Annotated in this window: 23 protein-coding genes; 12 read left to right on the top strand and 11 right to left on the bottom strand. The window is 73.6% G+C overall.

All coding sequences use genetic code 11. The annotated features are described in order from the left end of the window. Nucleotides 1–4: 4 nt before the first annotated feature. Both ZF1_RS26505 and ZF1_RS26500 read right to left on the bottom strand, forming a co-directional pair. Nucleotides 5–349, bottom strand: coding sequence for a hypothetical protein (locus ZF1_RS26505; RefSeq protein ID WP_208822261.1), 345 nt, complete (start codon nt 347–349; stop codon nt 5–7). Next, nucleotides 346–1,059, bottom strand: coding sequence for an RNA polymerase sigma factor (locus ZF1_RS26500; RefSeq protein WP_405420960.1), 714 nt, complete (start codon nt 1,057–1,059; stop codon nt 346–348). Before ZF1_RS26500 ends, ZF1_RS26505 begins: the two co-directional genes overlap by 4 nt. A 169-nt stretch (nt 1,060–1,228) precedes the next feature. Here ZF1_RS26500 and fbaA point away from each other — a divergent pair, with 169 nt between their 5' ends. The 7 genes from fbaA to ZF1_RS26465 all read left to right on the top strand — a co-directional run bounded on the left by fbaA (nt 1,229) and on the right by ZF1_RS26465 (nt 7,195). Continuing rightward, on the top strand, nt 1,229–2,257 hold the full coding sequence (fbaA, locus tag ZF1_RS26495; protein WP_062398779.1) for a class II fructose-bisphosphate aldolase: 1,029 nt from the start codon (nt 1,229–1,231) through the stop codon (nt 2,255–2,257). A 71-nt stretch (nt 2,258–2,328) separates the two neighbouring features. Continuing rightward, nucleotides 2,329–2,742, top strand: a complete 414-nt coding sequence (locus ZF1_RS26490) for a DUF3151 domain-containing protein (protein WP_251783410.1) — start codon at nt 2,329–2,331, stop codon at nt 2,740–2,742. Between the two features lie 92 nt (nt 2,743–2,834). Beyond that, the gene (locus tag ZF1_RS26485; RefSeq protein WP_482638590.1) at nt 2,835–3,893 is read left to right on the top strand and encodes an FUSC family protein; all 1,059 of its coding nucleotides are present in this window, start codon (nt 2,835–2,837) and stop codon (nt 3,891–3,893) included. 120 nt (nt 3,894–4,013) lie between these two features. After that, on the top strand, nt 4,014–4,691 hold the full coding sequence (locus ZF1_RS26480; protein ID WP_482638589.1) for a lysophospholipid acyltransferase family protein: 678 nt from the start codon (nt 4,014–4,016) through the stop codon (nt 4,689–4,691). Between the two features lie 74 nt (nt 4,692–4,765). After that, complete coding sequence (locus ZF1_RS26475; RefSeq protein ID WP_482638588.1) at nt 4,766–5,293, top strand: DUF3558 family protein; 528 nt, start codon at nt 4,766–4,768, stop codon at nt 5,291–5,293. 119 nt (nt 5,294–5,412) lie between these two features. Next, nucleotides 5,413–5,742 (top strand): hypothetical protein, encoded by a 330-nt coding sequence (locus ZF1_RS26470; RefSeq protein WP_482638587.1) that lies wholly within the window; start codon nt 5,413–5,415, stop codon nt 5,740–5,742. A 10-nt stretch (nt 5,743–5,752) separates the two neighbouring features. Continuing rightward, nucleotides 5,753–7,195: a WXG100 family type VII secretion target gene (locus tag ZF1_RS26465; RefSeq protein ID WP_482638586.1), complete on the top strand. Its 1,443-nt coding sequence runs from the start codon at nt 5,753–5,755 to the stop codon at nt 7,193–7,195. On the opposite strand, the gene ZF1_RS26460 is transcribed toward ZF1_RS26465, so the two are convergent. Further along, nucleotides 7,196–7,777 (bottom strand): hypothetical protein, encoded by a 582-nt coding sequence (locus ZF1_RS26460; RefSeq protein WP_482638585.1) that lies wholly within the window; start codon nt 7,775–7,777, stop codon nt 7,196–7,198. Nucleotides 7,778–7,981: 204 nt separating this feature from the next. On the opposite strand from ZF1_RS26460, the gene ZF1_RS26455 reads away from it, so the two are divergent. Beyond that, nucleotides 7,982–9,256 carry an adenylosuccinate synthase gene (locus ZF1_RS26455; RefSeq protein ID WP_357438379.1) on the top strand — a complete coding sequence of 425 codons (1,275 nt, stop codon included), beginning with the start codon at nt 7,982–7,984 and terminating at the stop codon, nt 9,254–9,256. A gap of 18 nt (nt 9,257–9,274) precedes the next feature. On the opposite strand, the gene ZF1_RS26450 is transcribed toward ZF1_RS26455, so the two are convergent. From ZF1_RS26450 to nth, 5 genes are all read right to left on the bottom strand, one after another. Then, the gene (locus tag ZF1_RS26450; protein WP_482638584.1) at nt 9,275–10,471 is read right to left on the bottom strand and encodes an MFS transporter; all 1,197 of its coding nucleotides are present in this window, start codon (nt 10,469–10,471) and stop codon (nt 9,275–9,277) included. 70 nt (nt 10,472–10,541) lie between these two features. Next, the gene (locus ZF1_RS26445) at nt 10,542–11,741 is read right to left on the bottom strand and encodes a MarP family serine protease (protein ID WP_482638758.1); all 1,200 of its coding nucleotides are present in this window, start codon (nt 11,739–11,741) and stop codon (nt 10,542–10,544) included. Between the two features lie 2 nt (nt 11,742–11,743). Then, entirely contained in the window at nt 11,744–12,490 is a 747-nt protein-coding gene (locus tag ZF1_RS26440; protein ID WP_379672936.1) for an NUDIX hydrolase, read from the bottom strand. Then, nucleotides 12,487–13,158, bottom strand: a complete 672-nt coding sequence (locus ZF1_RS26435; protein ID WP_482638583.1) for a TlpA family protein disulfide reductase — start codon at nt 13,156–13,158, stop codon at nt 12,487–12,489. The genes ZF1_RS26440 and ZF1_RS26435 overlap by 4 nt, the downstream gene beginning before the upstream one ends. Next, nucleotides 13,155–13,982, bottom strand: coding sequence for an endonuclease III (nth, locus tag ZF1_RS26430; RefSeq protein WP_482638582.1), 828 nt, complete (start codon nt 13,980–13,982; stop codon nt 13,155–13,157). The genes ZF1_RS26435 and nth overlap by 4 nt, the downstream gene beginning before the upstream one ends. A gap of 256 nt (nt 13,983–14,238) precedes the next feature. On the opposite strand from nth, the gene ZF1_RS26425 reads away from it, so the two are divergent. From ZF1_RS26425 to ZF1_RS26410, 4 genes are all read left to right on the top strand, one after another. After that, entirely contained in the window at nt 14,239–14,487 is a 249-nt protein-coding gene (locus ZF1_RS26425; RefSeq protein WP_043282623.1) for a hypothetical protein, read from the top strand. A 162-nt stretch (nt 14,488–14,649) separates the two neighbouring features. Beyond that, complete coding sequence (locus ZF1_RS26420) at nt 14,650–15,324, top strand: Crp/Fnr family transcriptional regulator (protein ID WP_482638581.1); 675 nt, start codon at nt 14,650–14,652, stop codon at nt 15,322–15,324. 41 nt (nt 15,325–15,365) lie between these two features. Next, nucleotides 15,366–16,628, top strand: a complete 1,263-nt coding sequence (locus tag ZF1_RS26415; protein WP_482638580.1) for an MFS transporter — start codon at nt 15,366–15,368, stop codon at nt 16,626–16,628. Continuing rightward, a complete protein-coding gene (locus ZF1_RS26410) occupies nt 16,625–17,317 on the top strand; it encodes an HD domain-containing protein (RefSeq protein ID WP_482638579.1) in 693 nt (230 codons plus the stop codon). Before ZF1_RS26415 ends, ZF1_RS26410 begins: the two co-directional genes overlap by 4 nt. Here ZF1_RS26410 and ZF1_RS26405 read toward each other — a convergent pair. The 3 genes from ZF1_RS26405 to ZF1_RS26395 are packed head-to-tail and all read right to left on the bottom strand — an operon-like array spanning nt 17,314 to nt 19,394. After that, entirely contained in the window at nt 17,314–18,066 is a 753-nt protein-coding gene (locus ZF1_RS26405) for an amino acid ABC transporter ATP-binding protein (protein ID WP_062398752.1), read from the bottom strand. The two genes, ZF1_RS26410 and ZF1_RS26405, sit on opposite strands and share 4 nt — an antisense overlap. Continuing rightward, nucleotides 18,063–18,731: an amino acid ABC transporter permease gene (locus ZF1_RS26400; RefSeq protein WP_357438386.1), complete on the bottom strand. Its 669-nt coding sequence runs from the start codon at nt 18,729–18,731 to the stop codon at nt 18,063–18,065. The genes ZF1_RS26405 and ZF1_RS26400 overlap by 4 nt, the downstream gene beginning before the upstream one ends. Continuing rightward, entirely contained in the window at nt 18,732–19,394 is a 663-nt protein-coding gene (locus ZF1_RS26395) for an amino acid ABC transporter substrate-binding protein (protein WP_482638757.1), read from the bottom strand. Between the last annotated feature and the right edge of the window lie 72 nt (nt 19,395–19,466).

Raw genomic sequence — 19,466 nt, 5'->3', positions numbered from 1 at the left:
CGGCTCAGCCGAGGGCGGGCAGCGCACCCGGCAGGAGCACCGACACCAGCGCGAGACCCCCGCCGAGCAGGGCACCGAGGAGCAGCGCGATCACCGCGGCCCAGACGATCTGGCCGGTCGCCGAACGAGCTGGCTCCGGCGCCGGGGCCTGCTGCGGCCGGCGCTGCGGGGGCGGCCCGGGACGCGGGACCGGCGGCGGGAGCCGGCCGGGGACGCGCGGCGGCACGGGGGCCGGGCCCGCCGCGGGGCGCTGCGGCATCGGGCGCCCGCGGGCCTGCGCCTGCAGCGCCTCGCCGATCCGGCGGGCGGCGTCGTCGCGGCCGGGCTGCGGCGGCTGGGGGCCGGTCATCGCAGCTCTCCCGGACGCCGGACGGCCTCGGTCCCGGCCCGCTCGGCCATGATCCGGGCGACGGCGTCGAGCGCGCGGCTGGCGGTCGACTTCACCGTGCCCCGGCTCATCCCGGCGGCCTCGGAGATCTCGGACTCGGTGAGCCCGCCGTAGTAGCGCAGGACGAGGACCTCGCGCTGGCGCGGCGGGAGCTGGCCCAGCGCGTCGACGACCGACTGGTGCTCGGCCGACAGCATGGCCAGCGACTCCGCGGAGCGGGCGTTCGCCGCGTGCGGCGGCACGTACTCGCGTGCCGTGCGACGGCGCCGCAGCACCGACCGGGACCCGTTCACCACGGCCGCACGCAGGTAGGCGACGGCGGCCGTCTCGTCCCGCAGACCGGTCCAGTGCCGGTGCAGGCCGGTGAACGCCTCCTGCACCACGTCCTCCGCGGTGGCCGGGATGTCCACCAGCAGCATCGCGAGGCGCATGAGCCGCAGGCGGTGGTCGCGGTAGAGGTCGGCCAGCGTCAGGGGTGTCTCCGGGCCCTGCCGGGCCCCGGAACCACCCGGCCCGTCGACCGGGGCCGCCGCCGTGCCCGGGGCGAACGGGTGCGGCCCGGTGCCCGCGGGCGCCGGTCGGCTGTCGATGGCGCGCAACCGGCCCAGCGTCCGGTCGACGGCGTTCTCGGCGCGCTCCTCCTCCACGCCCACCACACTAGCGACCACCACCGACAGGCTCCGCAGCATTACCCGGTGCAGCGGTCGACGGCGTCGCCCGTGGTGAGACCAGGCCCATGGCAGACGATGGCTCCCCCTTCCCCGCGGGTACGTGATACTCACCCGGAGACAAGGAGCGCTGCGCGGAGCAGCGACCGCCGACGACGAGGAGGCAGGCCCCGTGCCCATCGCCACGCCCGAGATCTACAACCAGATGCTGGACAACGCCAAGAGCGGCGAGTTCGCCTACCCGGCGATCAACGTGACCAGCACCGAGACCCTCAACGCGGCGCTGCGCGGGTTCGCGGAGGCAGGCTCCGACGGCATCGTGCAGGTCTCGACCGGTGGCGCGGAGTTCCTGTCCGGCACCCGGGTGAAGGACATGGTCACCGGCTCGGTCGGCCTCGCCGAGTTCGCGCACGTCGTCGCGGACAAGTACCCGGTCAACATCGCGCTGCACACCGACCACTGCCCCAAGGACAAGCTGGACTCGTTCGTGCGTCCGCTGATCGCGATCAGCCAGGAGCGCGTGGACAAGGGGCAGAACCCGCTGTTCCAGTCGCACATGTGGGACGGCTCCGCGGTCGAGCTCGAGGAGAACCTGAAGATCGCGGCCGAGCTGCTGGAGCAGGCGGCCAAGGCGAAGATCATCCTCGAGGTCGAGATCGGCGTCGTCGGCGGCGAGGAGGACGGTGTCGCGAACGACATCAACGACAAGCTCTACACCGCCCCCGGCGACTACGAGCGCACCGTCGAGGTCCTCGGCTCCGGCGACAAGGGCCGTTACCTGCTGGCCGCGACCTTCGGCAACGTGCACGGCGTCTACAAGCCGGGCAACGTCAAGCTCCGCCCCGAGATCCTCAAGCAGGGCCAGGAGGTGGCCGTGCAGAAGCTGGGGCTCGACGCCGGCGCCAAGCCGTTCGACCTGGTCTTCCACGGCGGGTCCGGCTCGCTGCTCGAGGAGATCCACGAGGCTCTGGGCTACGGCGTCGTGAAGATGAACGTCGACACCGACACCCAGTACGCCTTCACCCGGCCGATCGTGTCGCACATGTTCGCCAACTACGACGGCGTGCTCAAGATCGACGGCGAGGTCGGCAACAAGAAGGTCTACGACCCGCGCTCGTACCTGAAGAAGGCCGAGGTCGGGATGAGCGAGCGCGTCATCGAGGCGTGCGAGTCGCTGAAGTCCGCCGGCAAGGCCCTCTGAGTCCTCCTCCGGATCCTCGTCGTGTGCCCACCGGTTGGCGACGACCGGTGGGCGCGCGCCAGGATGGCGGCATGAGTCTGCACGGCAACCTGCTCGAGCCCGACGACACGCGCCTCCCGGTCGACCCCGCCGCGGCGGACCTGACCGCGGGCAAGGACCCGTCGGAGGTGGCGGCGGGGTCGCCGTCGTCGTCGATCGCCTGGGCGGTGCTCGCCGAGCGCGCCCTCGACGCCGGGGAGACCGTCGCCGCCTACGCCTACGCCCGCACCGGCTACCACCGCGGTCTGGACCAGCTGCGCCGCAACGGCTGGAAGGGCTTCGGTCCGGTGCCGTGGTCGCACGAGCCGAACCAGGGCTTCCTGCGGTCGTGCGGCGCGCTGCTGCGCGCCGCCACGGCGATCGGGGAGGCCCCCGAGGTCGAGCGCCTGCGCACCCTGATCAACGACTCGGACCCGGAGGCGCTCGCCGCCCTCGGCGTGTCCTGACGCCGGTGGCCGCGTGGGACCGGGTCCGCTCACGCGGCCGGGCCGGTGCCCGTCGAGTCCGCGCGTCGTGGCTGCCGATCCTGCAGTGCTCCATGGCCGCCGGCCTTGCCCTCTGGGTGGCCGGTGACCTGGTCGGTCACACGCGGCCGTTCTTCGCACCGATCGCGGCGGTGCTCAGCCTGGGCATGTCGCTGAACTCGCGGCTGCGCCGCACGGCCGAGCTCGTCGTCGGGGTGAGCATCGGTGTCCTGGTCGGCGACCTGCTGATCGCGCAGATCGGCAGCGGACTCTGGCAGCTGGTGCTCGTCGTCGCGCTCGCGCTGGTCATCGCGGTGTTCACCGACGGCGGGACCCTGTTCGTCAACCAGGCCGCGGTGTCCGCGGTGCTGGTGACGACGCTGCTCCCGCCCACCGAGACCGGTGGGATCGACCGCTGCATCGACGCCCTGATCGGCGGCCTCGCCGGGATCCTGGTCGCCGCCGTCATCCCCGCGCATCCGGTCCGGATCGTGCGCCGGGTCGCCCGCCGGGTGCTCGACGACCTCGTCACCGTGCTCACCGAGACCGCGACGGCGCTGCGCGAGGGCGACCGGGAGAGCGCGTCGCGGGCGCTGGCCCGGGCCCGCGACACCCAGGCCGTCATCGACGAGCTGCGCACGGCGGTCAGCTCCGCGGGCGAGGTCGTGACGGTCTCACCGATGCACCGGCCGCGCCGGGCCATGCTGCGCCGCTACCGGACGCTCGCCGAGCGGGCCGACTACGCCCACCGCAACGCCCGGGTGCTCGCCCGGCGCGCGATGACCGCGATCGAGGACGGCGAACCGGTCCCGCCCGGTCTGCCGGACGCGATCACCGAGCTCGCCGCCTCCGTCGAAGCGCTGATCGGGGAGCTCGGGCAGGACGGCGACCGCGAGAAGGCGCGCGGCCCGATCCTGGAGGCCGTGCAGCACGCACCGGTCCTCGCCGACCCCGGTGCGGTCGTCGCCCGGCCGGCGGAACGGCAGCCGGCCGCGGCGCCCGCGGTCTCGGCGCCCGTGCTGGTCGCCCAGGTCCGCTCGATCGCCGTCGACCTGTTGCAGGCGACCGGGATGACCCGCAGCGAGGCGCTGCGTGCGTTGCGCGGGCAGCTCACCGATCCTCACGGGGACTGAACGGGCGGAAGGGCTTCCGTCACGGGCCGGTCACGGAGCAGAATCGGGCCTCGTTCGGCGCCGGGACGTCGGTCCCCCCTGCACGGAGTTGTGGACGTCGCTCACTGATCGGGGTTCACGGTGCAGCTGTTCATCCGCTACGTCCTCGCGCCACTCGTCCGGCTTGTGTGGCGGCCCCGCGTGCGCGGCGCGGACCGCATCCCGGCCACCGGACCGGTGATCCTCGCGGCGAACCACCGCGCGGCCGTCGACACGGCGTTCATCCCGCTCGTCGCCCCGCGCACGGTCGCCTTCCTCGGCAAGGCCGAGTACTTCACCGGCCGTGGTCTGCGCGGACGCCTGATGGCCGCGTTCCTGGGGGCGCTCGGCTACATCCCGGTCGACCGGTCCAACGCCCGCGCCGGCCTCGCCGCGCTCGCCGCGGGGCGCAAGGTCCTGGAGCGCGGCGGTGCGTTCGGCATCTACCCGGAGGGCACGCGCTCCCTCGACGGCAAGCTGCACCGCGGGCACACCGGCGTCGCGTCGCTGGCATTGTCGACGGGCGCGGTCGTCGTGCCCGTCGGCCTGATCGGGACCGAGCGCGTCCAGCCGGTCGGACGGCTGATCCCGCGCCTGGCCCGGGTCGAGATCCGCTTCGGGCGGCCGCTGGAGTTCAGCCGCTACGAGGGGCTGGAGGGCGCTCCGGCGATCCGGCGCGCGGTCACCGACGAGATCATGGACGCCATCGCGGACCTGTCCGGGCAGATCTATGTGGACAGTTACCACCGGCGCCCGGACGACTCCGCCGCCGCGGCCTGACCGGAACGGGTCCGGTGGCGACGGTGGCGGGCTAGCCTGCTGCGGTCCTGTTCCTGTCCGGGGGAGCGTCGCCGGTGGTCCGACTCGTTGTCGTCCTGCTGTTCGTGTGCGGGGTGGTCGTGGGGTGTGGGGCTGCGGAGCCGGAGGGGCCGTTTCCGCCGCGGCCGGCGGAGATCGACGTGGCGAATGTCGACCCGTGTGTGGCGATGACCCCTGAGCTGCGCCAGCAATGGGAGGTCGAAGGGGACGAGCCCTCGGTCGTCACGCTCGCTGACGGTCCGAGCCGAGTGTGTGGATGGGGGAACTACGAGACCGTCGACAACTACTCGGTGCAGACGATCCAGACGCCGGCGGCGAAGATCGCGACAGCGAGCGGCGCCGTCATCACCGCTGTCGACGGATTCGGTGCCGTGCGCATGGTCGAGCTGGGGAGTGGCTCCGCCTTATGCGAGCTCTACTTGGACGTTGCTGACTCCGCGAGTGTCCGTGTGCAGGTTGATGACATCGGTGAGACGACGCGACCCGGCAGCTCTGCGGAAGCCGTCTGCGGCCGGGCCGAGACGCTTGCGCGTGCGTTCTTGACGACCGCTCGCCAGAATTAGCAGATTTGCGAATGTGAACGAGTACTACTGATCTGAGCCGTTCGCGAAGATCCCCGGCTAGTCTCCACCGCATGTCGACGTCGGCGCACACACCTCGAGGGTCTGTCAGCGACTCCCTCATGCTCCAGGTCAACGTCGACAACATCATGGTTCTTTACCAGAAGATGGATGACCATGTTCGGCAGTTGCAGGCCGGCCGTGGAGTTACGACACATCTTCGGAACCTCCCCCCATGCGCCGACGACCCAGTATCTCGTGACGCCGTGGTCGTCTTTCAGCCAAAGATCAACAGTCTAGTCGATACGCATGTGCACTATTTGAACGAGGTGCGAGCCGCGCGAGACCGATTGAAAGAGGCGGCGCAGGAGTACGGGCTCATCGAAGACGAGAACGCGGTAACCCTCAAACCCACGACTCCGCCGTACAACGGCCCGCTGCTCGAACGTTAGGGATCCGAGCATGCCCCTCCCCCGCTGCTACAACTACGAAGCGTTCGACATCGCGACCAAGGCTGCTTGGATCCTCGGCAAACCCGGCGCCGAGGCCACCCGGCAGACCTCCGACGGTCTCCGCAAGCTCGTCGACGACATGGCGACCACCAAGCAGACCCTCGACCGCGGCATGGCCGATCTCGGCATCTCGTGGCAGGGCCCCGCCGCCCGGGCCGCCCAGGAGTCCCTGGACCGCACCGCCACCGGCGTCGACGGCACCGCGAACGTCGCCCGGAACGGCGCCGACCGCATGCTCGACCACGGCAGCGCGTTCGAGCGCATGCGCGGTCAGGTCCGCTTCATGGACCCGGCCGAGTTCTCCTGGATCCAGCGCGCGGGCGACAACATCAGCGAGGCCTGGCAGTCCCTCCGGGGCAGGGGCGCCGACCACGTCACCATCGCCGAGCACAACCAGATCAACGACGAGGTCGCGAACCGCGCGCTCCAGAGGTACGAGTCCGAGACCTCCGCGATCGACGACCGCTTCACCACCGAGGCGGCCGCCGCGCCCCCGTCCGCGACGTCTCCGGGCGTGACGCCGGGTCCCGGCGGTCCGCCGGGACCGCAGCCCGGCGTCTCCGTCGCTCCGGGTGGGGGCGGACTTCCCGGCCCTACACCGGGCCCGGCCGGCGTCGGGCTTCCCCCGGTCGGGTCGGCATCGCAGCCGGTGTCGGCGCCTCCCAGCCCGTCGGGCGGCGTCGGTGCGGGCGGCGGCCCCGGTGGTGGCGCCGGTGCCGGAGGCGGTGGCGGGCCCTCGCCCGTCGTCCCGCTGCCGAGCGGACCGGCGTCCTCGGGCGCCGGTGGAGGCGGTGCCGGGGTGCCGGGCTCCCGCATCCCGCCCGTTCCGGACCGCGTTCGGATCCCGACCCCGACCCCGACCCCGACCCCGACCCCGACCCCGGCGCCGGACGCCGCCCGTACCCGCGAGGACCTCGCGCGCCGCTTCGGCGATCAGGCACGTCGGCAGCAGCTCGTCCGCCCCGCACCGAGACCGGCCCCGCCCCCGCAGACCCGCCCCGGCAGCGGGACCGGGTCGTACGGAGCCGGTTCCGGAGCGGGCCGCGGCGCCGTCGGCTCCCCGTTCGGCGAGTCCCGCGGCACCGCGCGGCTGCCGGGCGCGGCGACCGAACCGCACGGACCCGGCGGTCGTGGCGGGGCCGGGACGGCGTGGGGCACCGAGCCCCGCACCCCCGGGTCGCGGAGCGCCGGCGCGCCCGAGCCGTGGACCGGCGCCAAGGCGGCGGAGGCTCGCGGCGGGGCCGGCTACGGCCCGATGGCCGGCGGCGTCCCGGGCGGTCGCGGCGAGACCCGGGACCACCGCAACCGCTACGTCGTCCCCACGGACGAGGTGTTCGACGTCGGGATCACCGCGACCGACGCGGTGCTCGCCCCCGAGGACCCCGGGCGTTGATCAGCCCGGCAGCACCGGCCGCCACGGCTCGGTGTGCCGGTACCAGGCCCACCGCTTGATCTCCCGCGGGTGCGCGACGCCGTCGCGGACGGGCGTCGCACCCGTCGTCCCGATCTGGATCGCCCGCCCGGTCGTGCCGGTCCCCCCGCGGCCCGCCCGCACGTGCACGCCCTCGGGCCCCGCGTCGACGACGAGCAGCTTCACGCGGCCGTGCAGCACGCGCGTCGCGTCGCAGTAGGCCTCGCCGTAGAGGTCGGGGATCTCCCCGCGGCCGGCGAGGACGCCGCCGTTGTCGTCGCGCACCAGCGGCATCTCGCGTGCGGTGCCGGACCGGGCGAGGGCGACGGCGTCGTCGAACCGGGGCGGGAGGCCCCAGTTCGCGGCGGCCCGCGACCGCCGGGACACCGGCAGGTAGGCGACCTCGGTCGCGAGCGCGTCGCGCCGGAGCAGCCGGAGGAGCACGGCGGCGAGGTCCGCGTCGTCACCGTGGACGATCAGCCGCGGCACCGGGAGCAGGACGTCGACCTCCGCCTTCCCGGGGCGCGGGCCCACGGTGACCGAACGCACCGCGGGATCGGACACCAGCGACGACGGTGGGCGTTCACGTCGCGCGCCGGGCCGGATACCGTGGAAGGGAAGCCGGTGACGACGCTGCGGCAGGCAGTCGAGGAGAACCGCTTCGGGATCGGTCGGAACCACTGATCGAGTACCCTCCTCGCCGCGGAAACCGGAAATCACGCCCGGTCCCGCGACCGTGACGAGCGTGTGTGAACTGGAGTCTCTTACATGCCCGCAATCGTGTTGATCGGCGCCCAGTGGGGCGACGAGGGCAAGGGCAAGGCGACCGACCTGCTGGGCGGGCAGTTCGGCTGGGTCGTCCGCTACCAGGGCGGCAACAACGCCGGGCACACCGTCGTCACGCCGGACGGCCGCGACTTCGCGCTGAAGCTCATCCCGTCCGGGATCCTGTCCCCGGGCGTGAAGAACGTCATCGGCAACGGGGTCGTCGTGAACCCCGAGGCGCTGATCGAGGAGAAGGCCGGGCTGGAGCGGCGCGGCGTCGACACCTCCGGCCTGCTGATCTCGGCCGACTCGCACCTGATCATGCCGTACCACGTGGCGATCGACCGGGTCACCGAGCGCTACCTGGGCAAGGCCAAGATCGGCACGACCGGCCGCGGCATCGGTCCCGCCTACCAGGACAAGGTGGCCCGGGTCGGCGTCCGCGCCGCGGACCTGCTCGACGAGAAGATCCTGCACCAGAAGGTGGAGGCTGCCCTCGAGCTGAAGAACCAGATCCTGGTCAAGGTCTACAACCGGCGCGCGCTGGACTTCAACGAGGTCGTGGACACCGTCCTGGAGCAGTCGAAGGAGTTCGCCGACAAGATCGTCGACACCCGGCTGCTGCTGAACCAGGCCCTGGAGCGCGGTGAGACGCTGCTGCTGGAGGGCTCGCAGGGCACCCTGCTCGACGTCGACCACGGCACCTACCCCTTCGTGACCAGCTCGAACCCGACCGCGGGCGGCGCGTCGGTCGGTTCCGGCATCGGCCCGAACAAGATCACCCGCGTGATCGGGATCCTGAAGGCCTACACGACCCGCGTCGGGTCCGGCCCGTTCCCGACCGAGCTCCTCGACGAGATGGGCGAATGGCTGCGCAAGACCGGCGGTGAGGTCGGCGTCAACACCGGCCGTGCGCGGCGCTGCGGCTGGTTCGACGCCGTCATCGGCCGGTACGCGGTCCGCGTCAACGGCATCACCGACGTCTTCCTGACCAAGCTGGACGTGCTGTCCGGGCTGGAGTCGGTGCCGATCTGTGTCGGCTACGAGGTCGACGGCCACCGCGTCGACGAGATGCCGATGACCCAGACCGGCTTCCACCACGCCGTCCCGGTCTACGAGAAGATGCCCGGCTGGGTCGAGGACCTCTCCGGTGCCCGCACCTGGGAGGACCTGCCCCCCGCCGCGCAGGCCTACGTGCAGCGGATCGAGGAGCTCACCGGCGCGCCGGTGTCCGCGATCGGCGTCGGCCCCGGGCGGGACCAGACGATCACCCGCTGACCGGCTGCGCCGGCGGCGTCACGACGACCGTCGGCGCTCGTCGCGGACCGGTGTCACCAGGATCGCGGCCAACGGTGCCGCGGCGGCGATCGCGAACGCCGCCGCGTAGCCGGTCGCGCCGACCAGGGCGCCGAGCGCGGCCGGGACCACTGATGCGACGGCGTTCTGGCCGGTGTTCTGCACTCCCAGCGCGCGCCCCGACCAGGCGGGTCCGGCGATCTCGGCGGTGCTGGTGAACGCCAGCCCGTTCGGGGCGACCGTCACCACCGCCCCGACGGCGAGCATCGTGACCGCCAGCCATCCGGCGACGGCGTCGCCGAGCGCGAACAGCAGCAGCACCGCGGCCGCGGCGGCCGCGACCTGGCGCATCGGGCGCAGCCGGGACCCGACCCGGTCAGACCAGACCCCGGTCGCGATCCGGCCGACCGCCCCGGCGATCTGACCACCGGCGACGAACGCGCCCGCCGCCGCCACGTGCCACTTCTGCTCGCGGACCAGGTACTCGGTCGCGAACGACGCCACCGCGAACTGCGAGACCACCAGCAGTGCACTCGCGCCGTGCACCCGCCACAGGACCGACGTCCCGTAGGGGGAGCGCTCCGGCTCGGCCCCCGCGGGCCGCGGCGCCCGGGGCGGGTCCGGCGCCAGCGTCGCGACCAGCACCGACGCGACGACGCACAGCACCGCGGGCAGCACCAGCGCCCGGAACGGCCCGACGGCTGCGGCCAGGGTCGGCAGCGTCAGCCCGGCCACGGCGACGCCCAGCGGCTGGGACGTCTGCCGGATCCCCATCGCGGTGCCGCGCTCGTGCGCGGCGAACCAGCCCATCACCATCCGGCCGCTGGCGGCGAACACCGACGCCGCGCCCGCGCCGCCCAGGCCGAGAAGCACCAGCAGCAGCGGTCCGGGCCCGATCGGCAGCAGCGCCGCACCCGCGACGGCCGTCGCGCACAGCGCGAGCCCGACCGTCATCACCCCGCGTTCGCCGGACCGGTCGGCGGCGGCGCCCCACAGCACCAGCGTGCACAGCAGACCGACCGTCGGTGCGCCGACGTAGGCGCCGACCTGGGCCAGCGACAGTCCCTCCGTGTCGCGTAGCAGCGGCACCACGAACGGCAGCCCGTAGACGAACGAGCAGGCCGCGGTCTGGGCGAACACCCCGACGGCCAGCACCAGCCAGCGACGGCGGGTACGGGTCACGTCGACGGAGGTCATGTACCCACGCTAAGCATCTGTCCCACGATCCGGCCATTCGTTCCCGGATCGTGGGACGGAGTGCGGTGGGTCAGGAGGCGCAGTTCCCGGTGTCGGCGGGGGACGCCGCGCCGCTCGCGGCCACGTTCAGCGCCTGCCCGACCTGCTCGGCCGTCAGCACGAAACCGGTCTCGGTGTCGTCCAGCGCGGCGCCGAACACGACGCCGACCACTCGCCCGTCGGGGGTGATCATCGGGCCGCCAGAGTTGCCAGAGCGCACCACCGCGCGGACGGTGTAGACGTCGCGCAGCACGCTGCCCTGCTCGTAGATGTCCGGGCCGCGCAGCCGGATCCGCTCGCGGATCTTGCCCGGGGTGACCGTGTACGGGCCGTCCAGCGGGTAGCCCAGGATGATCACGTCGTCGCCGACGCGGGCCGGGTCCGGGCTGAACTGCAGCGGCTGCTCCTCGAGGTCGGGCACGTCGAGCACGGCCACGTCGACCTCGGGGTCGTAGTGGACGACCTGGGCGTCGAGCTGGCGGGCCCGGCCGCTGGACGTCGTCACCTCGACGGTGGTGCTCGACGTCCCGGCGACGACGTGGGCGTTGGTCATCACCCGCTGCGGGGCGACGACGAACCCGGTCCCCTCCAGGGCGCGACGGCAGGACGGGGCACGCCCGCGGACCTTCAGCACCCGGTCGCGGACCTCGGTGACCACCGGGGACTGCGCGAGCGCGGAGTCCGGCGGGCCGACCGCGGCGACCGGCGTCCGCGAGAACGGGCTGACGACGTCGGGAAAGCCGGAGTCGTCGAGGAGCTGGCGCAGCTCGGCCGGGAGCTTGCGCGCGGCGTCCGGCATCACGTCGTCCACGCCGGCGAGCACCCGCGAGTCGCGCAGGCCGCTGGTCAGGGTGGAGAAGCTCGTCGAGGACAGCGGCAGCGCGATCAGCCAGGCCGCCACCACCACCGCGACCGCCTGCACGCCGGCACCCAGCGTCGAGTCGACCCTGAGGGTGCCCTCGCCGCGGATCCGGTCGCGGATGAACCGTCCGAGGTAGACGCCCGTCGCCTCACCGAGCGCGACGAGCAGCACCACCACGCCGATCCCGAGCAGCACCTTCCCCTGCTGGGACTCCACCTGCCCGGCCAGCAACGGGGCGAGCCGCAGCCCGAGCACCGCGCCGGTCAGTACGCCGGCGAACGACAGCAGCGCCACCGCGACCCCGTGCCGCCAGCCGGACGCCGCGGCCAGCAGGGCGAGGATCACGACGACGACGTCGACCCAGCTGATGCTCACCGGTCCACCACGCCGTGGTCGTCCACCCGGCCTCCTTCCGGTTCGTTCCGCCGGGCGCGGGCCCAGGCGTCGTCGAGATCGAGGACCCGGCCGGCGTCCCAGGGACGCTCCCAGCCGGAACGCTGCAGCAGTGCGGACAGCAGGCCCGCGGTGAAACCCCAGACCATCAGGCCCGCGGCGTCGAAGGCGGGGCCGGTGTGGCCACTGGGGCCGCGCACGGTGAACCGGTTCGCCGGGTCGGTCAGGACCTCCACCGGGACCCGGACGACCCGGGCGACCTCGGCGGTGTCGACCACCCGTACCGGCGACGGCGACGCCCAGTGCGCCAGCACCGGGGTCACCAGGAACCCGGTGGGCGGGATGAACAGGTCCGGCAGGAGGGCCAGCGGTACCACCCCGGACGGGTCCAGCCCGGTCTCCTCCCGGGCCTCCCGCAGTGCGGCGTGCACCGGGCCGGTGTCGGTCGGGTCGAGCCGCCCACCGGGGAAGGCGACCTGCCCGGCGTGCGAGCGCAGCGTCGCCGCGCGCTCGGTGAGCAGCACGTCCGGCCCGCCGGACTCCCCGTCGGTGAACAGCATCAGCACCGAGGCCCGGCGCGGCTCGCCGGTGTCGGGCTGCAGCCGTCGCCAGCCGAACCAGGCCGGGTCCAGGCCCAGCGCCCCGTCGACGAGCGGGCGCAGCGACGCCGGCGCCGCCGCGGGGTCGGGGTCGGGCACCTGCGGCACGCCCGCCTGCGCGGTCACCGGAACCGCTCCACGGCGGCCGCGACGTCGTCGGCGGTGCGGAACGGGACCGGCGGGTCCACCATCGCGACGCCGCCGTCCGCGCGGGTCACGTAGCTGACCGGGAGCAGCGGCGGGGTGTCCAGCGCGCGGCGCACGGCCCGCTGCGGGTCGGTCACGGCGGGCAGGGTGACCCCCAGCTGCGCGGACAGGGTCAGCGCGGACACCGGGTCGTCCTGCACGTCGACGGTGAGCACCGGCAGTGCACCGGGGCGCTGCGCGTAGGCCTGCAGCGCGGGCAGCTCGTCGCGGCACGGCACGCACCACGACGCCCAGAAGTTGACCAGCGTCGGACGCCCGGTCAGGGCCGCGCCCAGGTCGGTACGGCCGTCGGCGCCCAGGCACGGGACGGTGATCCCGGCGAGCGGGCCGGTCGGGGTGCTGCCGGACGGGGCGGGGCAGGGTGCCAGCCGGGCCGAGGCCCGCGCGGCGGCCAGCGCCCGCGGGTCCGCGGCGGCGAGGTCGGTCTCGGGCCGGTCCGCAGGGGCGGCGCTCGCCGCGGGTCCGGCGCCGCTGCTCCCGCCGGAGACGGTGCCCGAGGGCCACAGCGCCCAGACCGCGATCGCGACCAGGACGACGACGACCACGGTCGAGACGATCTCGGAGCGGGAGGCGCCTGTCCGGGTCACCGGCCGTCCCCGGGCGGCCCCGCGATCCCCGCGAGTGCGAGCAGGTGGTCCCGCTCCGGGCCCTTGACCAGCGCCGCGGCCTCGCCCGGGTCGGTGGGGCCGAGCCCGAAGGCGGGGCAGTCCGCCGCGAGCGTGCAGGCGCCGCAGGCCGGCTTGCGCGAGTGACAGACCCGGCGCCCGTGGAAGATCACGTGGTGGGACACGATCGTCCAGTCCCGCCGCGGGACGAGCTCGCCGATCGCGTGCTCGACCTTGACCGGGTCCTCCTCGGTCGTCCAGCCCCAGCGGCGCACCAGGCGTCCGAAGTGGGTGTCGACGGTGATCCCGGGGACGCCGAACGCGTTGCCGAGGATGACGTTCGCGGTCTTGCGCCCGATGCCGGGCAGCTTCACCAGCTCGTCCAGCGTCGACGGCAGCTCCCCGCCGTGCCGCTCGACGACGGCGGCGCCCAGCCCGGTCAGCGACGTCGCCTTGTTCCGGTAGAAGCCGGTGGAGCGGATCAGCTCCTCGAGCTCGGTCCGGTCGGCGCCCGCGTAGTCCGCGGCGGTGGGGTACCGGGCGAACAGCGCGGGGGTGACCTGGTTGACCCGCTCGTCGGTGCACTGCGCGGACAGGATCGTCGCGACGGCGAGGTCCAGCGGGGTGGTGAAGTCCAGCTCGCAGTGCGCGTGCGGATAGGCCTCCGCCAGCGACCGGAGGATGCGGTTGACCCGGCGCGCTCGCCCGATCGGGCTCTCCCCGGCCGCGACGCGTGCAGTCAGACCGGCGGCGGCGCGGGGGGTGGGCCGCGACGCCCGCGACGGCCGTCCGGCGGAGGTGCTCACGTGACCGAGCGTACGGGTGGGCACCGACAGTCGTGTCACGGTGTCGCGCCGTGCACCGCTCGTCGCCGGGCGCGATCCGGTCCACGCCGGGGGGTGTTCGACCGGCCGGCGTGGCGACGCGTCCGACGAGCGGTGCACGCACCCGGCCGGGTGTGCGCCGAACGGGCTAGGAGGTCACGGTCGCGTCACGAAGACGTCGACGCGGCCACCCCCAACCGGCCGGGCTGCGAACCCGTACGGGAGGATCGGAGTTGCCATGACTGCCTGGTTGAGCGTTCTCGTCCCGCTGCTCGTGATGTTCTTCGCGCTCGGTATGGAGCGCGTCGAGTCCCGCATGCGTGAGTCCACCGTGCGCCAGGACGAGCTGGACGAGATGCTCGAACAGCCGCGTCCGGACGAGGTCCGTGCCCTGTTCCGGTCCGGCACGGGCCGCGCGCTGGAGCTGTTCCGGCTCCGCAACCGGCGCCGTCGGGGGGCTCGTCGGAGCCAGGTCCCGTCGGCCTGACAAGATCGCGTACGGGTGCGTGACAGCGCCCCGCGACGAATCGGACCCGATCGGATGTCAATCCGATCGGGCCAGTGGTGCGCACGTGTGTGGCGAAGACCTCTACACTGACGCGCCGACGACCCGCCGTGACGACACGGCCGGTGAACGAGGAGCATTGCAGTGGACGAGGTTCTGATCCGGGCAGGGATCTTCCAAGGTGTGGAGCCCCAGGCCGCCGAGGCGCTGGCCGAAGCTCTGGAGACTGCCGAGTTCTCCCGCGGGCAGCTCATCTTCTCCGAAGGTGAGCCCGGTGACCGCCTGTACATCGTGTCGGGCGGGAAGGTGAAGCTCGGCCGGAAGTCCCCCGACGGCCGGGAGAACCTCCTGATGGTGGCCGGCCCGTCGGACATGTTCGGTGAGCTGTCGATCTTCGACCCGGGCCCGCGCACCTCCTCGGCGACCGCGGTCACCGAGGTGCGCTGCTACACCATGGACCGCAGCGCGCTGCGGGAGTGGATCGGCAAGCGTCCGGAGATCGCCGAGCAGCTGCTGCGCGTGCTGGCCCGTCGCCTGCGCCGCACCAACAACATGCTCGCCGACCTGATCTTCACCGACGTGCCGGGCCGTGTGGCGAAGTCGCTGCTGCAGCTCGCGCGCCAGTTCGGCTCCCAGGAGTCGGGTCTGCTGCGGGTCACCCACGACCTCACGCAGGAGGAGATCGCCCAGCTCGTCGGCGCCTCCCGCGAGACCGTGAACAAGGCGCTCGCCGACTTCGCGCACCGTGGCTGGCTGCGGCTGGAGGGCAAGAGCGTGCTGATCCTGGAGCCGGAGCGCCTCGCGCGACGCGCACGCTGAATTCTCTGGTACGGGCGTCCCAGATCATGTGATGCTGGGGCGTGCCCGCCGCTCTCTCCGACTACCGCGCCGCCCTGGGCACCCCCGGGGCGGCCGCGCCGGTCTGTGCCTCCGTCCTCGGTCGGTTCCCGATCGCGATGCACAGTCTCGCCACGCTGCTCTACGTCCGTGAGGTCCACGGCTCCTACGCCGTCGCCGGAGCGGTCTCGGCGGCGCTGCTGATCGGGACCGCGGTCGGCACGGTCGTGCAGGGGCGGGTGCTGGACCGGCTGGGCCCGACCCGGCCGATGCTGGTGCTCGTCGCGGTCTACCTGCTGTGCGTCATCGGGCTGGTGCTGGGCATCGAGTACCGGGCGGCGCTGCCGCTCACCGTCGCGGTCGCGGTCGTCACCGGGCTCGCGACGCCGGCGTTCGAGGGGTCGTCGCGGGCGCTGTGGTCGGACCTGACCCCGCCCGGGCCGCGCCGCGAGGCCGCCTACACCTACGAGGCGATCAGCCTCGAGATCTTCTTCATCATGGGTCCCGCGCTGGCCGCGGTGCTGGTGGTGGCGACGCCGTGGCCGGGCACCGCGCTCGTCGTCGCGGCGACCGCGGAGATCGTCGGCACCACCTGGTTCGCGCTGACCGCCGCCGTACGACGCCGCTCGGCCCGCATCCGCGCCGAGCGCGCCGACGGGTCGCTGCCGGTCGAGGCCGGGCTGCTCGGGGTGTTCCGGCGCCCCGGGCTGCGGACGGTGGCGCTGGCGTCGCTCGGGTTCGGGCTGGTGGCGGGGACCGCCGAGGTCGGTGTGATCGCCGCGACCGCGTTCGCCGGCTCGCCCGCCGCCGGCGGGGTCCTGCTCTCGCTGTGGTCGGTGGTCTCGGTGCTGACCGGGGTGCTCTACGGGATGCGGCCCTGGCCGCGGCCGTTGCATCTGCGGCTGCCGGTCCTGCTCGCCGGCTTCGCCGTCCTGGTGACGGCGATGGGGCTCGTCTCCCCGCTCGGCTCGCTGGTGCTGCTGGCCGTGGTGATGATGGCCGCCGGCGCGCTGATCACCCCGCAGGTCACCGCGCACTCCCTCGGCGTCGAGCAGACCGCTCCGGCGGGGTCGGCGACCGAGGCGTTCAACTGGATGGTGATGGCCGCGGTGCTCGGGGTCTCGGTCGGGCAGGCCCTGTCCGGCGTCATGATCGACCTCGTCGGGCCGGGCGGGTACGCGGCGGGCGGCGCCCTGGGGCTGCTGGTCGCGGGGATGCTGTGGCTGCGCCGCGGCTCGGTCGCCGACACCGAGCCCCGCGTCGTCGCGGCCGGGAGCCCGGGGTGAGCGGCGCCGGGGAGCTGCGGCGGCTGCGCGACGTCGTCGCCGGTGACATGGCCGGCGCGGACGTCGCGCACGACCTCGGGCACCTCGACCGGGTCGCCGGGCTGTCGGCCCGGCTCGCGGTGCGGGAGGGTCTGGACGGGTTCGTCGCCGCCGTCGCCGCCTATGTGCACGACCACCACCGGGCCGCCGAGGCCCGGCTCGGCCGCGTCGTCGCCCCCGCGGAGGTCCGCGACGACGCCCGGGACGCACTGCGTCGCGGCGGGGTCGCCGAGCAGCTGTGGGACCCGGTGCTCGACGCCGTCGAGGCCACCGGCCGCTACTCGTTCTCGGAGGCGGCGTCGGCGCCGACGGCGGACCGGATCGCGGCCTGCCTGCACGACGCCGACATGCTCGACGCGATGGGCGCCACCGGCATCGCCCGCGCGTTCGCCTACGGCGGCGCGATCGGCGAGCCCCTGTGGGACCCGGCCACGGGCGTCGCGACCGGCGGCTACCGGTCCGGGCCGACCGGCTCGGTCGTCGCCCACTTCCACGAGAAGCTGCTGCGGCTGCGCGGCGAGCTGCGCACCGCCGCCGGCCGCGAGATGGGCGAGCGGCGGCACGCGGCCCTGGAGGAGTTCCTGCGCCGGTTCCGCGAGGAGTGGGTCGACGCCCACGGCGACTCCGACGGCGCCCCGCCCGGGGTCTAGATCGGGTCGAGGATCCGCTTCAGGAACTGCCGGGTGCGGGGCTGTTCCGGCTCGACCAGCACCCGCGACGGCGGACCGGACTCGGCCACCACCCCGCCGTCGACGAAGAGGACCTGGTCGGCGACCTGCTGGGCGAAGCGGATCTCGTGGGTGACGATGACCATGGTCCGGCCCGCCGTCGCCAGGTCCTTGATGACCCGCAGGACGTCGCCGACGAGCTCGGGGTCCAGCGCCGAGGTGGGCTCGTCGAACAGCATCAGCTGCGGGTCGAGGGCCAGCGCGCGGGCGATCCCGACACGCTGCTGCTGGCCGCCGGAGAGCTGGTACGGGTACTGGTCGGCCTTCTCGGCCAGCCCCACCTGGTCCAGCAGCCGCCGGGCGTCGGCGGTCGCGTCGGCCCGGGGGCGCCGCTGCACGATCACCGGGCCCTCGATGACGTTCTCCAGGACGGTGCGGTGCGGGAACAGGTTGTGCGACTGGAACACCATCGCGGTCCGGGACCGGAACCGGGCCAGCGTGGACCGGTCGACGGGGGCGCCGAAGTCGACGGCCAGGTCGCCGATGGTGATCACCCCGGCGTCGGCCCGGTCCAGTGCGTTCAGGGCACGCAGCACCGTCGTCTTGCCCGAACCGGACGGCCCGATCACCGCGGTGACGGTCCCGGCCGGGACGTCGAACCCGATGTCGCGCAGGACCTCCAGCGTCCCGAAGGACTTCCGCAGGCCCCGGACGGTCAGCAGGTCGCTCATCGCGCCACGTACCTCTCCAGCCGCGTCTCCACCCGTACCTGCACGGACGAGAGGATCAGGCAGACGATCCAGTAGTACACCGCGGCCACGCCGTAGAGGGCGAAGAAGTCGAACGTCGGCGCCGCGGCCAGCTGGGCGACCCGCAGCAGCTCGGTCACCAGGATGGTCGAGGCCAGCGAGGTGTCCTTGACCAGCGAGATCAGCGTGTTCGACAGCGGGGGGACGGCGGTGCGCGCGGCCTGGGGGAGGATCACGCGTCGCAGCGTCGTCGGGTACCCCATGCCGATGGTCTGCGCGGCCTCCCACTGCCCCTTCGGGATGGACAGGATCGCCGCCCGGATGACCTCGGCCGCGTAGCCGCCGACGTTGAGGCTGAACGCGATCACCGCGGACGGGAACGGGTCGATCACCAGCCCGAGCTGCGGGAGCGCGTAGAACACGATGAACAGCTGGACCAGCAGCGGGGTGCCGCGCACCACCGAGATGTAGGCGCGGGCCAGCCAGGACAGCGGCCTGATCGAGGAGATCCGGGCCAGGGCCAGCAGCAGGGCCAGGACCAGCCCGATGACGAAGCTGATCGCCGTCAGCGGGATGGTCGTCGTGACCGTCGCCCGCAGCATCGGCCACAGGTTGCGGCCGATCAGCTCCCAGGTGGCGGGATCCATCTACTTCCCGCTGACGTCGCTGCCGAAGTACTTCTCGGACAGCTGCTTCAGCGTGCCGTCGGCCCGCAGCTCGGCCAGCGCCCGGTCCACGTCGGGCATCAGGCCGCTGTCCTTGCGGGCGGCGAAGGCCTGCTCGCTGGTGTCCCCGGTGGTGCCGGCGACCTTGACGCCCCTGTCCCCGGTCGACTTCTCGTACTCGCCGACGGCGAGGGTGTCGTTGACGGTCGCGTCGATCCGGCCGTCCTTGAGCAGCTGGACGGCCTGGACGAAGCCCTCGACGGCCTCGACGTTCGCGCCGGCGCCGCGGGCGACCTCGGCCCAGTTGCTGGTCGCGGACTGGGCGGTGGTGCGGCCCCGCAGGTCGGCCAGGCTCCGGATCGCGGTGTCGTCGGCGCGGGTGACGATCACGCCCTCGGACACGGTGTAGGGCGTGGAGAGGTCGTACCTGGCCTTCCGCTCGTCGTTGACCGTGACCTGGTTGGCGACCAGGTCGATCCGCTTCGACTCGAGCGCGGCGAAGATCGAGTCCCACGGGGTCTGGACGAACTCGACCTCCTTGCCCAGCTTGGCGCCGACCGCACGGGCGACCTCGACGTCGTAGCCGGTCAGCTGCCCGTCGGGGCCCTGGAAGCTGAAGGGGCTGTAGGTCCCCTCGGTGCCGATGCGCAGCGTGTCGGACCCGCCGCTGCTGCAGCCGACGAGGGTGGTGAGGGCCAGCAGCGCGGCGGCCCAGGG

This window comes from Pseudonocardia sp. ZF1 (assembly GCF_056835605.1).
The sequence above is the reverse complement of the archived record's forward strand: the minus strand, read 5'-3'. Positions and strand labels throughout refer to the sequence as shown.

Bases quoted from the DNA above. Each gene is read 5' to 3' on its own strand.
- ZF1_RS26505 (WP_208822261.1), bottom strand. From the start codon at position 349: ATGACCGGCCCCCAGCCGCCGCAGCCCGGCCGCGACGACGCCGCCCGC.
- ZF1_RS26490 (WP_251783410.1), top strand. From the start codon at position 2,329: ATGAGTCTGCACGGCAACCTGCTCGAGCCCGACGACACGCGCCTCCCG.
- ZF1_RS26485 (WP_482638590.1), top strand. From the start codon at position 2,835: ATGGCCGCCGGCCTTGCCCTCTGGGTGGCCGGTGACCTGGTCGGTCAC.
- ZF1_RS26470 (WP_482638587.1), top strand. From the start codon at position 5,413: ATGCTCCAGGTCAACGTCGACAACATCATGGTTCTTTACCAGAAGATG.
- ZF1_RS26465 (WP_482638586.1), top strand. From the start codon at position 5,753: ATGCCCCTCCCCCGCTGCTACAACTACGAAGCGTTCGACATCGCGACC.
- ZF1_RS26455 (WP_357438379.1), top strand. From the start codon at position 7,982: ATGCCCGCAATCGTGTTGATCGGCGCCCAGTGGGGCGACGAGGGCAAG.
- ZF1_RS26450 (WP_482638584.1), bottom strand. From the start codon at position 10,471: ATGACCTCCGTCGACGTGACCCGTACCCGCCGTCGCTGGCTGGTGCTG.
- ZF1_RS26425 (WP_043282623.1), top strand. From the start codon at position 14,239: ATGACTGCCTGGTTGAGCGTTCTCGTCCCGCTGCTCGTGATGTTCTTC.
- ZF1_RS26405 (WP_062398752.1), bottom strand. From the start codon at position 18,066: ATGAGCGACCTGCTGACCGTCCGGGGCCTGCGGAAGTCCTTCGGGACG.
- ZF1_RS26400 (WP_357438386.1), bottom strand. From the start codon at position 18,731: ATGGATCCCGCCACCTGGGAGCTGATCGGCCGCAACCTGTGGCCGATG.